The sequence below is a fragment of the Pseudomonas synxantha genome, assembly GCF_900105675.1.
In the GTDB taxonomy this organism is placed as follows: Bacteria; Pseudomonadota; Gammaproteobacteria; order Pseudomonadales; family Pseudomonadaceae; genus Aquipseudomonas; species Aquipseudomonas synxantha.
Map to the genome: position 1 here is coordinate 5,866,285 of NZ_LT629786.1, position 13,406 is coordinate 5,879,690.

15 protein-coding genes are annotated in these 13,406 nt (G+C 60.7%); 8 read left to right on the top strand and 7 right to left on the bottom strand.

Features of this window, described 5'->3' with window-relative positions; all coding sequences use genetic code 11:
- Positions 1 to 14 precede the first annotated feature (14 nt).
- The 3 genes from BLU48_RS32430 to BLU48_RS27205 form a co-directional block, all read right to left on the bottom strand.
- On the bottom strand, positions 15 to 773 hold the full coding sequence (locus BLU48_RS32430; RefSeq protein ID WP_057022732.1) for a uroporphyrinogen-III synthase: 759 nt from the start codon (positions 771 to 773) through the stop codon (positions 15 to 17).
- The gene (gene hemC / locus BLU48_RS27200; RefSeq protein WP_057022731.1) at positions 770 to 1,711 is read right to left on the bottom strand and encodes a hydroxymethylbilane synthase; all 942 of its coding nucleotides are present in this window, start codon (positions 1,709 to 1,711) and stop codon (positions 770 to 772) included. Before hemC ends, BLU48_RS32430 begins: the two co-directional genes overlap by 4 nt.
- 138 nt (positions 1,712 to 1,849) lie before the next feature.
- A complete protein-coding gene (locus tag BLU48_RS27205; RefSeq protein WP_057022730.1) occupies positions 1,850 to 2,596 on the bottom strand; it encodes a LytR/AlgR family response regulator transcription factor in 747 nt (248 codons plus the stop codon).
- 501 nt (positions 2,597 to 3,097) lie between these two features.
- On the opposite strand from BLU48_RS27205, the gene argH reads away from it, so the two are divergent.
- Positions 3,098 to 4,492 (top strand): argininosuccinate lyase, encoded by a 1,395-nt coding sequence (argH, locus tag BLU48_RS27210; protein ID WP_046070055.1) that lies wholly within the window; start codon positions 3,098 to 3,100, stop codon positions 4,490 to 4,492.
- 96 nt (positions 4,493 to 4,588) lie between these two features.
- Here the strand turns inward: argH and BLU48_RS27215 are convergent, their stop codons facing one another.
- Positions 4,589 to 5,248, bottom strand: a complete 660-nt coding sequence (locus tag BLU48_RS27215; protein ID WP_057022961.1) for a glutathione S-transferase family protein — start codon at positions 5,246 to 5,248, stop codon at positions 4,589 to 4,591.
- 125 nt (positions 5,249 to 5,373) lie between these two features.
- Between BLU48_RS27215 and BLU48_RS27220 the strand changes: the two genes are divergently transcribed.
- From BLU48_RS27220 to BLU48_RS27230, 3 genes are all read left to right on the top strand, one after another.
- Positions 5,374 to 5,658, top strand: a complete 285-nt coding sequence (locus BLU48_RS27220) for a hypothetical protein (RefSeq protein WP_057022729.1) — start codon at positions 5,374 to 5,376, stop codon at positions 5,656 to 5,658.
- A 150-nt stretch (positions 5,659 to 5,808) separates the two neighbouring features.
- Entirely contained in the window at positions 5,809 to 6,063 is a 255-nt protein-coding gene (locus BLU48_RS27225; protein ID WP_043046912.1) for a TIGR02647 family protein, read from the top strand.
- Positions 6,064 to 6,230: 167 nt separating this feature from the next.
- Positions 6,231 to 9,071: a class I adenylate cyclase gene (locus tag BLU48_RS27230; protein ID WP_057022728.1), complete on the top strand. Its 2,841-nt coding sequence runs from the start codon at positions 6,231 to 6,233 to the stop codon at positions 9,069 to 9,071.
- On the opposite strand, the gene rnk is transcribed toward BLU48_RS27230, so the two are convergent.
- From rnk to cyaY, 3 genes are all read right to left on the bottom strand, one after another.
- The gene (gene rnk, locus BLU48_RS27235) at positions 9,068 to 9,478 is read right to left on the bottom strand and encodes a nucleoside diphosphate kinase regulator (RefSeq protein ID WP_057022727.1); all 411 of its coding nucleotides are present in this window, start codon (positions 9,476 to 9,478) and stop codon (positions 9,068 to 9,070) included. The genes BLU48_RS27230 and rnk overlap by 4 nt on opposite strands.
- 132 nt (positions 9,479 to 9,610) lie before the next feature.
- A complete protein-coding gene (locus BLU48_RS27240) occupies positions 9,611 to 9,829 on the bottom strand; it encodes a DUF1289 domain-containing protein (protein ID WP_057022726.1) in 219 nt (72 codons plus the stop codon).
- 2 nt (positions 9,830 to 9,831) lie between these two features.
- The gene (cyaY, locus tag BLU48_RS27245) at positions 9,832 to 10,179 is read right to left on the bottom strand and encodes an iron donor protein CyaY (protein ID WP_057022725.1); all 348 of its coding nucleotides are present in this window, start codon (positions 10,177 to 10,179) and stop codon (positions 9,832 to 9,834) included.
- A 238-nt stretch (positions 10,180 to 10,417) separates the two neighbouring features.
- Between cyaY and lptM the strand changes: the two genes are divergently transcribed.
- Genes lptM through BLU48_RS27270 form a run of 4 tightly spaced genes read left to right on the top strand, consistent with a single transcriptional unit; the run spans position 10,418 to position 13,406 of the window.
- On the top strand, positions 10,418 to 10,585 hold the full coding sequence (gene lptM / locus BLU48_RS27255; RefSeq protein ID WP_003195417.1) for an LPS translocon maturation chaperone LptM: 168 nt from the start codon (positions 10,418 to 10,420) through the stop codon (positions 10,583 to 10,585).
- Between the two features lie 9 nt (positions 10,586 to 10,594).
- The gene (gene lysA, locus BLU48_RS27260; RefSeq protein WP_057022724.1) at positions 10,595 to 11,842 is read left to right on the top strand and encodes a diaminopimelate decarboxylase; all 1,248 of its coding nucleotides are present in this window, start codon (positions 10,595 to 10,597) and stop codon (positions 11,840 to 11,842) included.
- A 3-nt stretch (positions 11,843 to 11,845) separates the two neighbouring features.
- Complete coding sequence (gene dapF / locus BLU48_RS27265) at positions 11,846 to 12,676, top strand: diaminopimelate epimerase (RefSeq protein WP_043046906.1); 831 nt, start codon at positions 11,846 to 11,848, stop codon at positions 12,674 to 12,676.
- A gap of 13 nt (positions 12,677 to 12,689) precedes the next feature.
- Positions 12,690 to 13,406, top strand: a complete 717-nt coding sequence (locus tag BLU48_RS27270; protein WP_057022723.1) for a DUF484 family protein — start codon at positions 12,690 to 12,692, stop codon at positions 13,404 to 13,406.

The window sequence follows — 13,406 nt, forward strand, 5'->3', positions numbered from 1 at the left end:
CCGTCCTTTGCGTATCAGAGAGTGGGAACGGGATAGCTCCCTAACGCCACTAACAAAGCCGCGGCACTCGCGCCACGACAATCCACAACTTTTTCTGCGCCAGCAGCCCGCGCGATCTCATAGACACGCGGACTGGGCACGAACAATGGCAGCTGTGCCACCTCTGGCCAATCGGGGCCGGCCATGGCCTGCAAGTGTAGAAAACCCTGCCCACTGCTGACCACCAGGCCGTTCAAGCGTTCCAACTGGATGCGCTGCATCAGCGTGCCCGTCTCGTAAGCCGGAAGAAAACGTCGATACAATTCCAGGTAGTCGACACTAGCACCTTGCTCGCGCAAACGCTCTGCCAGCAGCTCCCGCCCGCCTTCGCCGCGCAGGATCAGCACCCTTGCACCCGGCCGGGCAGTAGCCTCGCGCAATGCAGGCAATTGAAGCAAGGCCTCGCTGTCATCGCCAGTGGCTGGATAGTGAACATCGAGGCCATGATCGGCCAGTATCTGCGCCGTCGCCGCCCCAACGCTGAACCAGGGCATTGGCGCCGGAGTACTCTTCAATCGTTGCAAGGCCAGGCGCGCGGCCGGCTTGCTCACCACAATGATCGCGCAATAGCGCTGCAGCGCGCCGAACAACGCCTGTTGCTCGGGCGTGACCGGCAACGCTTCGGTTTCCAGCAAGGGTAGGCTGCTGCTGTAGATACCAGCCTCGGACAGCAAGGCCCCCAGGGCCATCGAGTCCTCGGCAGGCCGCGTCAGCAGCACGCGCCAATCGGTCACTGCGGGCCGGCCTCGCCATAGACTTTCTGCAGGATGGCGCCAGCGCCTTTGTCCAGCAACTCCTCGGCGACCTGGATGCCCAGGGCCGTGGCATCACGTTGCGGGCCGCGCACTTCGGCGGTCAGCAGCGTACCGCCGTCCGGGTCGCCGACCAGGCCACGCAGCCACAGGTTTTCACCTTCGAGCACGGCATAGCAGGCGATTGGCACTTGGCAGCCACCATTGAGATGCTTGTTCAAGGCACGCTCGGCGGTGACACGCACTTCGGTATCCGCGTGATCAAGGGGCTTGAGCAGTGCGTGGATTTCGCTGTCGGCGGTGCGGCATTCAATGCCGACCGCGCCCTGCCCGCCCGCGGGCAGGCTGTCTTCGATGCTGATGGCTGACGTGATGCGCTCTTCGAAGCCCAGGCGGATCAAGCCGGCAGCGGCAAGGATGATTGCGTCATATTCACCGGCGTCGAGCTTGGCAAGGCGAGTGTTGACGTTGCCGCGCAGGAAACGGATCTGCAAATCGGGGCGCCGGCTCAGCAACTGAGCCTGGCGACGCAGGCTGGAGGTGCCGACGATACTGCCCAGCGGCAATTCATCCAGGGATGCGTAGGTGTTGGAAACAAAGGCGTCACGCGGGTCTTCGCGCTCGCAGATGCAAAAAAGGCCCAGGCCTTCAGGGAAGTCCATGGGCACATCTTTCATCGAATGCACGGCGATGTCGGCTTCGTTCTCCAGCAGCGCGGTTTCCAGCTCCTTGACGAACAAGCCTTTGCCGCCGATTTTCGACAGTGGCGAGTCGAGCAGCTTGTCGCCGCGACTGACCATGGGCACCAGGGATACCTTGAGGCCCGGATGGGCCTGCTCAAGGCGTGCTTTGACGTATTCGGCCTGCCACAAGGCCAGGGCGCTTTTACGGGTGGCGATGCGGATTTCGCGAGAGGACATGGATCAATCCGAACTGAATAGTTACAGCGGATAATAACAGCTCAGGCAAATACGCTTTGATTTGAATCAGCAAGTGCGGGGCCTCCCTGGCCACATCGCACCGGGATAAGGAATGCAGACCGCGCCGCAGCCCTTGGGCTAAAGCTGCTGCATCATCTTGCGCACGCCGGCGACGTGGCGTCGACTGACAATCAGTGCATCGCCGTTGAGTCCCTTCAGGAATAGCTGAAAGTGCCCCAGGGGCGTACGTTGCAGGCGCTCGATACGTTCACGGGCTACCAGCGCGTTGCGATGGATGCGCACGAAGCGATCGCCAAACTCGTCCTCGAGAGCCTTGAGCGGCTCATCGAGTAATACCTCGCCCAACTCATGACGCAGGGTCACGTACTTGTGATCGGCAATAAAGTAGACGACCTGGCTAAGGGGGATCAGCTCGATGCCCTTGCGGGTGCGCGCACTGATGTGGCTGCGTGGCCCGTTACCACTTTGGGCGGCCGGCTGGGTCAAGGCAGCGAGCTGGGCGCGATTGGGTCGCTCGGCTTTCTTCAAAGCCTTGAGCAAGGCTTCGGCGTTGACCGGCTTGACGAGAAAACTGACAGTGCTGTCTTCGAGCGTCTGTGCAGAAAACTCATCCTGAGCCGCACACAACACCACGGCCGGTGGCGATTCACGCTCGCTCAGGCGAGCAGCCACTTGCAGGCCATCGAGGCCCGGCATGCGGATATCGAGCAGCACCAGGTCGGGCTTGAGGCTGTCGATCAGGGTCAACGCCTCCTCACCGTTGGCGGCACTCGGTTCAAGGATTGTATAACCCTCGAGTTCACTGACCAGACGGCTCAGTCGCTCGCGGGCTTGGGGTTCGTCATCAACGATCAGGACATTCATATTGCGCTGGATTCCTGCGTGAGTCTCGCACAAGGATAGCGTAGACAGGTGCGGTGACTTACGTCACAGCGATCCACGCTAAGACTAGCGCGAGCGGCAAAAAGTGCCCTGAGAGCGGCACCCAAATTTACCCGGACCTGTTCAATTGCGCCCAGGACCTGCTGCCGTCGGGCATCGTCGTAGGGTTCACTGATACACAATCCGAATACCCCCCTGTTTAATGGATAGTCTGGTTATGACCGCATCAGTCGACTTTGGTGCATTCACACACTATCAGTGCAACTGTAGACGCTCACCAAGACGATATTGCTCAATCGTCAAATATCGTTTCAACAAGTACCTGCCTCCAGTCTCGTCCCGGATGCGGTCGGCGGCAAGGCACTTAGCCATCTACGGCGCAAATAAAATTGCCAGGCACCCGCAACACCGCCACCAAGGGCAACCCTGTTATTATCGCCGGCACACCTCCATGCCTCTTTCAAACAGATCACGAGCGAATCCATGAGCACCGACAAGACCAACCAGTCCTGGGGCGGCCGCTTCAGTGAACCCGTCGACGCCTTCGTCGCCCGCTTCACCGCCTCCGTCACCTTTGACCAGCGCCTGTACCGCCACGACATCATGGGCTCCATCGCCCACGCCACGATGCTGGCCAAGGTCGGCGTGCTGACCGACGCCGAGCGTGACAGCATCATCGACGGCCTGACCACCATCCGCGGTGAGATCGAGGCCGGTACGTTCGATTGGCGCGTCGACCTGGAAGATGTGCACATGAACATCGAGGCGCGCCTGACCGACCGCATCGGCGTAACCGGCAAGAAACTGCACACCGGCCGCAGCCGTAACGATCAGGTAGCCACCGATATCCGCTTGTGGCTGCGCGATGAAATCGACCTGATCCTGGCCGAAATCACCCGCCTGCAAAAAGGTTTGCTGGAGCAGGCCGAGCGTGAATCGGACACCATCATGCCCGGCTTCACCCACTTGCAGACCGCACAGCCGGTGACCTTCGGCCACCACCTGCTGGCCTGGTTCGAAATGCTCAGCCGCGACTACGAGCGCCTGGTGGATTGCCGCAAGCGCGCCAACCGCATGCCATTGGGCAGCGCCGCGCTGGCGGGTACCACCTACCCGATCGACCGCGAGTACACCGCACAACTGCTGGGCTTTGACGCCGTGGGCGGCAACTCCCTGGATGGCGTGTCGGATCGTGACTTCGCCATCGAATTCTGCGCCGCCGCCAGCATTGCGATGATGCACCTGTCGCGTTTCTCGGAGGAGCTGGTGCTATGGACCAGCGCGCAGTTCCAGTTCATTGACCTGCCGGACCGCTTTTGCACCGGCAGCTCGATCATGCCGCAAAAGAAGAACCCCGACGTGCCCGAACTGGTACGGGGCAAAAGCGGCCGGGTATTCGGCGCACTGATGGGCCTGTTGACCCTGATGAAAGGCCAACCCCTGGCCTACAACAAGGACAACCAGGAAGACAAGGAACCGCTGTTCGACGCCGCCGACACCCTGCGCGACTCGCTGCGTGCCTTTGCCGACATGATCCCGGCGATCAAGCCCAAGCACGCGATGATGCGTGAAGCAGCCCTGCGCGGGTTTTCCACCGCGACCGACCTGGCTGACTACCTGGTACGCCGTGGCCTGCCGTTCCGTGATTGTCACGAAATCGTCGGCCACGCGGTTAAATATGGCGTAGACACCGGCAAGGACCTGGCGGAAATGAGCCTGGAAGAACTGCGCCAGTTCAGCGACCAGATCGAGCAGGATGTATTTGCCGTGCTGACCCTGGAAGGTTCGGTGAACGCCCGCGACCATGTGGGCGGTACTGCGCCAGCACAGGTCAAGGCTGCCGTAGTACGCGGCAAAGAATTGCTCGCCAGCCGCTAAAACTGTGGGAGGGGGCTTGCTCCCGATGGCGGTGGGTCAGCTAAGGTTTTCTTACCTGATACACCGCCATCGGGAGCAAGCCCCCGCCCACATTGATTATTTTTTGGCCGCAATCATCGCCATGAATGCCGGCATCGCCGCCTGCCTGTCCGCCTCCACCTTCTGCGCATTGGGCATTTCATTCAGGCGCCCCAGCAATGCCTTCGCTTGCGGCAACTGCGCCAGCAAGTCCAGCCCAAACAGCTTCTCACCCACGCCGCAGGCCAGGTTCAAGCTGAACATGAAATACAAATCTGCAATCGTGAAGCTCTCACCCGCCACATAAGGCGCGAACTTACCATGCCGACCTAACGCAGCGATCCCAAGCAACAACTCGGCCTTGGATTTTTCCTTGATCGCCTCCGGCACCGGCATGCCGAAAAACGCCTCGGCGAAACAGGCACGGGCAGGCAATTCGATGTACAGCTCGATCTCCCTGCATAACGCCAGCACCTGGGCACGCTGGAACGGCTCGGCCGGAAGCAGCGCTGGGCCTTCCTGGGTCTGCTCGATGTATTCGAGGATCACGCTGGTTTCGTTGATAAATCCCTGCGTCACGCCCAGCACCGGCACCTTGCCGCGGGGGCTTATCGCCAGCGCTTCGGGGGTTTGCCCGGCATAAAAAGGCACCTCTTCGAAAGGCAGCCCTTTCTCCAGCAGCGCCAGTTTCACCATGTTGTAGTAGTTGCTGACCGAAAATCCGTAAAGCTTGAGCATCGCAAAGCCTCCAGGCCGGGTGCGGGGTTGGCTGCAAGAGTTATAGATGCCCGAAGCCGGGCTGACCAGCAGCATCACTTAGCTGAATGGCGGTAGACTGACGTCCTTTCCTTAAGGAGCCTGCCATGAGCGAGCCGACCGATATTGATAACGACGAAGAAGAGTTCACCGAAAGCACGCTGACCCAGGCCATCGAAAACCAGATCGAAAGCGACAACCCGCCTGCCGCCAAGGCCACCTTCAATAAACTGACCCTGGTAGGTTACGAGCGCGACGACATTTTGAACCTCATGGCCCATGTGCTGGCTGTTGAGATAGACAAGATGCTCGAAGAAGACCGTGCTTTCGATACCGAATGGTATGAAACGGCGTTGCGAGCGCTCCCTGAACTACCGCCTGAAAACAACTGAAACCAGCCTTGGCGTGGCCGGGAAGCCCGCTTCCTCGCCACAAATCTGCGCCATATCAATACCTACGACTTTCTCACTGGACAGCCCGCCAAAGTGCGTTCACCTTATGGCTTGCTAGCCTCTAATAAATTTAGAAAGTCTGGAGTCCTTATGTCGTATACACCCGAGTTGGTTGCCGAACTGGAAATCCTTGCACTCTTCAACCTGGGCAGTTCCCAGGAAGGTCTGAAAGTCCACCAGACTGCCGCTCCTGCCGCCATTGCCGCTGCCAAGCGCCTGTTCGAGAAAAAACTGATCGACCAGCCGGATGGCGGTTATCTGACCAGCCTGGGTCGTGACGCCGCCGAACAAGCGCAAACCCTGCTGACTATCCTGACCACCAGCTCGACCAAAGAAGCCGCCTGATAACTGATACCGCCCGTGGAGTACGCCCTTGCGGATTCCACGGGTGTTGCTGCGCAACGGCGAAAATTCTGACACCAAAATCATTTCCCCTCTAAAACTCCTACGCTTCTGGCTGTAAACTCCTACACGGCCGCCCATGTCGGGCCCTGCGAGCCGCCGAGTTCGACATGACCCGCACCCATGAAATCCGCCCCGACCTGGACGAAGGCATCGACCGCAAGGTGCTGACCCAGTTGCGCGCGCGCTTCATGGCACTCAATGAAGAGCGCATGGCCCGTGCCGTCGAGGGGCTGACCCCGCGCCAGCAAAGCGTGCTGACCCTCCTGCCGCTATTTTTCCACGTCAATCACCCGTTGTTACCGGGCTACGTCTCCAGCACCACTCCGGCCGGGCTGTCGAATTTCGAACCTGACGATCAGGCCCTGACCGAAGCCCAGCGCCTGACCCGCTCGTTCTCTTATAAGCCCCGCCACGGCAACCCGCCCCGACCGATCCACGGCCTATTCCTGATGGGCAGCCTCGGCACGCTGGCCCAGGCCGATCAAAGCGATATGGATGTGTGGGTGTGCCATGCGCCCGATCTGAACGACAACGAACTGGCCGAGCTGCGCAAGAAGTGCCAATTGCTGGAGGCCTGGGCCCTGGGCATGGGCGCCGAAGCGCATTTCTTTTTGATCGAGCCGACGCGCTTCGTATTGGGTGAGCGCGACACGCAACTGAGTTCCGACGATTGCGGCACCACCCAGCACTACCTGCTGCTGGACGAGTTCTACCGCACCGCCATATGGCTGGCCGGGCGCACGCCGATCTGGTGGCTGGTGCCGGTGTATGAAGAACGCCGCTACGCCGAATTTACCCACACACTGATGTCCAAGCGTTTCATCCGCGCCGACGAGACCCTAGACCTTGGCCACCTGGCCCACATCCCGCCGGGCGAGTTCATGGGTGCCGGGCTGTGGCAATTGTTCAAGGGCATCGAATCCCCCTACAAGTCGGTGCTCAAGCTGTTGCTGACCGAGGTCTACGCCAGCGAACACCCAAACGTGCAATGCCTGAGCCTGCGTTTTAAACGGGCGGTGTTCGCCAACCAGGTCGATCTGGATGAGCTGGACCCTTACATCATGGTCTACCGCCGCATCGAGGAGTACCTCAAGGCTCGCAACGAGCCAGAGCGCCTGGAACTGGTGCGACGCAGCCTGTACCTGAAGGTCAACCGCAAGCTCAGCGTCGGCCAGCGCACTACCGGTTGGCAACGGCTGCTGCTCGAGCGCCTGGCTCTTGAGTGGGGTTGGGACCAACGCCAACTGGCCCTGCTGGACAGCCGCAGCCAGTGGAAAGTGCGCCAGGTCGCTTCCGAACGCCGTGCCCTGGTCAATGAGCTGAACTACAGTTACCGCTTCCTCACCCAGTTCGCCCGTACCGAACAGACTGTCAGCCTGATCAACAAGCGCGACCTCAACGTGTTGGGTCGGCGCCTGTATGCAGCGTTTGAGCGCAAGGCCGGCAAGGTTGAGTTCATCAACCCCGGTATTGCCCCCGACCTGGCCGAAGATACCCTGACACTGGTGCAGTCGCCCAACCGCAAGGAAGCCGGCCAGCACCATTGGGGCCTGTATAACGGCAACCTCACGGCCCTGGAATGGGAGCACTTCGCGCCGATCAAACGCAGCCGCGACCTGCTGGAAATGCTTACCTGGTGCCACCGCAACGGGGTGATCGACAGCAGTACGCGCCTGGCGCTGCACCCTGGCACCAGTGACATGACCGAGTTTGAGCTGTTCAACCTGCTGGGTAGCCTGCAGCAGACCATTGCCCTGCCCCTGGCCAGCGTCGATGAAGTCCGTCTGTTGCGTCCGGCAGTGCCGGAAGAAGTGTTGTTGCTGATCAACGTCGGCGTCGACCCGCTCAAACATCATCGCGAACTGAATATCCTGATGACCACCGAGCGCACTGACTCCCTGAGCTATGCCGGTGTACGCGACAACCTGGTGCTGACCCTGGACCAGGTCACGCTCAATAGCTGGAACGAGGTGATGGTCAGCCGCTACGACGGTCCCCACGCGCTGCTCGACTGTCTACGCGACTACCTCAACCAACTGCCATCGGATCATCTGCCACGGCTGCGGGTGCGCTGCTTCTGTCACAACCGTGCGCAGTTCATTGCCCAGCGTGTGGAGGAGGTATTCGACACTGCGCAGAACCTGCTGCTCAGCCAGGGCAATCACCGCTACCTGCTTCAGGTGCAGCAGCACTATCACGTGATGGAACTGACACCGGGCCAGGCCACTCATGTGCCGCTGCCCACCCAGGACGCGCTGATTGCCTACCTCAGTGAGGAACTGGCCAGCTACAGCCCGTGGCACTTGGACGCCATGGCCCTGGAAGACCACGACCTGGCGTTGCTGCTACCCATGGGCCTGGCCGATTGCGTGCAGGTGTTCTATCGGGTCAACGAAGGCTTCGCCGAGCTATACGTGCTCGACGAATTCAATGCCCTTTGGCAGCAGCGCCTGCCATTCCACGATGAACAGAGCCTGCTGGCGCCACTGCAGCGCTTCCTGCAATCGATCCTTTATCGCCGAGAGGCGTTATCGTCCCTGGACGCGCAGCCACCCCTGGGTGAGATTCACACCCTGTACTACCAGCTATTGCCCTCAGGCAACTCCCGCGCGCGCCGCGTCGAGCCAAGGCCAGCCCCGCAAAATCCTGCCGACAAGCCGTTTTATGACGTGCAGGCGATTATCGGCAAGGGCGCGCCGGGCCAGGTGGGGATTACGTTGTACTGCAATCAGCGGGAATTTTCCGAGCTGGAATTCGGCGACCAACTGTTTGCCGTGGTAGCCCAGGAGATCGTCGCGCAGCGCCAGGAGACCGAACGATACCGCTGCTATATCACCGATCTGGATTTGTCGGGCCTGCTGGGGGACGTGCAGAGCCCGAGCAATCTGTACCTGCGCTACAAGGCAGAACTGGAACAGTCACTCAATGCGGCGCTGGATCAGATCTAGAGCGTGAAGGCGCCGCCATCTTTGGGCTGGCCTTCGACGTTGAGCAGTTCAAGCTTGAGTGTCTTGCCGCCCGGCGCAGGCCAGTCGATATGCTGGCCCACTTGCAAGCCCAGCAAGGCACTGCCCACCGGCGCGAGGATCGAGATCTTGCCTTCGTCGGCATTCGCGTCCTTGGGGTAGACCAGGGTCAGGTGGTAGTCCTTGCCACTGCCTTGCTCACGGCAGTGCACGCTGGAGTTCATGGTCACGACAGTTGCAGGCACTTCATCGTGGCCAACCACTTCTTCGGCGCGGTCGAGTTCGTGTTGAAGGGCTTCGACGCCCGGCGAGTCCTCGCCTACACGGTCGATCAGTTGCTCAAGACGCTGCACGTCGAGACGGGTAAGAATGATGGAAGGTGCGGTCATGATTCAGGCAGACTCCTTTTTTTCTGCACAAAAAAGCAAAACCCCGCCAGGAAAAGGCGGGGTTCTCGCGGACCTCGATGAGTTGAGGTGTATCCGGACACTACCACAGCGACACAAATAAACAAGACGACGTCAGGCGCGTGCCTTGCGTTGCTCAGCTTCGGCGCAGATCACCCGGCGCCGCGCATCGTCGGCGGAACGCCATTCGCGGATATCTTCCACATGGCGGAAGCAACCGAGGCAAACCTTCTGTTCGTCCAGGCGACACAAACTGATACAAGGTGACGGCACCGCCGGGCTGACATTGCTGAACAGCGGCTTGGGCGGGCGTACGGGTAAAGGCTGGGTCACGGTCAGATCTCGTCCTGCCCCAACTCATCAAAGTCCAGCTCGGTGCCGGTATATTCCTGGACCAAACGCGTGAGCATCTCACCCAACAACTCTTCACTCTTGTCGCACTGCCATTTGCCGCTTTCTTCGTCGTAGTCGAAGTGAACGCCACCGGAGCGCGCCGCCAGCCACAGCTGACGCAGCGGTTCCTGGCGACTGAAGATCAGTTGCTGGCCGCTCTCGAACTTGACGGTCAGCACACCGGCCGAGCTTTCCAGATCCACATCCAGGCCGCTGTCGTCGAAAATATCTTCCAGCTTCTCCTGTGTGGTATCCACCAGGTCGTGAAAACGGGCTTCGGTCAAACTCATCGTGGCAACCTCAAAAGTGTCTGGTTTTGCTCAAGCGCCGCACGATACGGACGCGCTTCGCCGATTGCAAAGGATACCGATTTCATTACAGATGGCAGTACGAAATATCCTCTAACAGCGTAACCCGCTTCCCAGTCATCTCGGCAAACCCCCGCCGGACGGGTATTGCGGCGCATAGGCAAGCTGGCGGGTGGTCGGTATACTCGGGCGCAATTAATGCATATTCAAGGATTTCGCCATGAAGCGCCTGATCTCTTCCCTTGCTGCGCTCGTCGCGGTCGCCTGTCTCGTCAGTGCCTGTGGTCAAAAAGGCCCGCTGTACCTTCCCGATGACAGCAAAGACCCGAATGAACAGGCGCAATCGTCGCAAAAGCCGTCAAAAGCGCATAAGCACGACACCTACTAAGGGACACTTATGGACGCTTTTAACTACCGGGACGGCGAGCTGTTCGCGGAAGGCGTGGCATTGTCCGCGATTGCCCAGCAGTTTGGCACCCCGACCTATGTGTACTCCCGTGCGCATATCGAAGCCCAATACCGCTCGTTCACCGACGCGCTCGACGGCGTACCGCACCTGGTGTGCTACGCGGTAAAGGCCAACTCCAACCTGGGCGTACTGAATGTCCTGGCGCGCCTGGGCGCCGGTTTCGACATCGTGTCCCGTGGCGAGCTGGAACGCGTACTGGCCGCCGGCGGCCAGGCTGACAAGATCGTCTTCTCCGGGGTCGGCAAGAGCCGCGATGACATGCGCCGCGCCCTGGAAGTCGGCGTACATTGCTTCAATGTCGAATCCACCGACGAACTGGAGCGCCTGCAAGTCGTTGCCGCCGAAATGGGCGTTCGCGCGCCGATCTCCCTGCGCGTCAACCCGGATGTCGACGCCGGCACCCACCCGTACATTTCCACCGGTCTCAAAGAGAACAAGTTCGGCATCGCCATCGCCGACGCCGAAGACGTGTACATCCGCGCCGCCCAACTGCCGAACCTGGAAGTGCTGGGCGTCGACTGCCATATCGGTTCGCAACTGACCACCCTGCCCCCCTTCCTGGATGCGCTCGACCGCCTGCTGGCGCTGATCGACCGCCTGGGCGAGTGCGGCATCTACCTGCACCACATCGACCTGGGTGGTGGCGTGGGCGTGCGTTATCGCGATGAAGAACCACCGGCGATCGCCGACTATATCCAGGCCGTGCGCGAACGCATTGAAGGCCGCGACCTGACCCTGATGTTCGAGCCAGGCCGTTATATCGTCGCCAACGCTGGTGTACTGCTGACCCAGGTCGAGTACCTCAAGCACACCGAACACAAGGATTTCGCCATCGTCGATGCGGCGATGAACGACCTGATCCGCCCGGCGCTGTACCAGGCCTGGATGAATGTCACCGCCGTGACGCCTCGCGCAAGCGTTGCCCGCGCCTATGACATCGTCGGCCCGATCTGCGAGACCGGCGACTTCCTGGCCAAGGATCGTCAGTTGGCCCTGGAAGAAGGTGACCTGCTGGCCGTGCATTCGGCCGGTGCCTACGGGTTTGTCATGAGTTCCAACTACAACACCCGCGGGCGTACCGCCGAGGTGCTGGTGGACGGTGATCAAGCATTTGAAGTGCGTCGCCGCGAGACGGTAGCCCAGTTGTATGCTGGCGAAAGCCTGCTGCCGGAGTAAGCCATGCTGCTGCGTTTTACCAAGATGCACGGGCTGGGCAATGACTTCATGGTCCTCGACCTGGTCAGCCAGCACGCGCACATCCTGCCCAAGCACGCCAAACAGTGGGGCGATCGCCACACCGGTATCGGCTTCGACCAGTTGCTGCTGGTTGAAGCGCCGAGCAACCCGGAGGTGGATTTCCGCTACCGGATCTTCAACTCCGACGGTTCCGAAGTGGAACAGTGCGGCAACGGTGCGCGCTGCTTTGCGCGCTTTGTGCTCGACAAGCGCCTGACCGCCAAGCGCCAGATTCGCGTCGAGACCAAGGGCGGCGTGATCGAACTGGATATCCGCAGTGACGGCCAGATCAGCGTCAACATGGGCGCGCCACGCCTGGTGCCGGCGGATATTCCGTTCCAGGCCACCGAGCAGGCCCTCAGCTACCCGCTGGATGTGGATGGCAAGACCGTGGATATCGCTGCCGTGTCCATGGGCAACCCCCATGCAGTACTGCGGGTCACCGACATCAATAACGCCCCGGTACACGAACTGGGGCCGAAGATCGAACATCACCCGCGCTTTCCGGCACGGGTCAATGTGGGCTTCCTGCAGGTGATCGACCGTACCCGTGCGCAATTGCGCGTATGGGAACGTGGCGCCGGCGAAACCCAGGCTTGCGGCACCGGCGCTTGCGCCGCTGCCGTGGCCGCGATCAGCCAGGGGTGGATGGATTCGCCGCTGCTGATCGACCTGCCCGGCGGACGCTTGTCCATCGAATGGGCAGGCCCAGGCCACCCGGTAATGATGACCGGGCCGGCCTCGCGCGTATACGAAGGACAGGTCCGTCTATGAGTGAGCCAAGCTAATGACCGATAAGCCTCAAGTACCCGCAGACGCTACCCCGAGTCAAAGCCTGGAGGCCGCTGCTGTCGCGGCGTACCTTGAGGCTAATCCGGACTTCTTCGTAGAGCACGAAGAGTTGCTGCCGGCCCTGCGTATCCCCCACCAGCGCGGTGACACCGTGTCGCTGGTGGAGCGGCAGATGAAGATCCTGCGCGAGCGCAACATCGAAATGCGCCATCGGCTCTCCCATCTGATGGACGTGGCCCGCGACAACGACCGCTTGTTCGACAAGACCCGCCGCCTGATCCTGACCCTGATGGACGCCGCCAGCCTGGAAGAAACGGTGATCGCCGTGGAGGACAGCCTGCGCGAGGATTTCCAGGTGCCTTTTGTCAGCCTGATCCTGTTCAGCGATAACCCAATGCCGGTGGGTCGCTGGGTCACAGGTGGCGAGGCGCAGACGGCCATCGGTGGCCTTCTTTCCGAAGGCAAAACCGTCAGCGGCACCTTGCGCGAACATGAACTGGACTTCCTGTTCGGGGCCGAACAGCGCAAGCAGATCGGCTCTACCGCAGTCATTGCCCTCAGCCATCAGGGCTTACACGGCGTACTGGCCATTGCCAGCCGCGACCCTGCACACTACAAGAGCTCGGTGGGCACTTTGTTCCTGACCTACATCGCAGAAGTGCTGGGCCGCGTCCTGCCACGCCACACCACCACCCTGCGCGCGGTGCGCTGA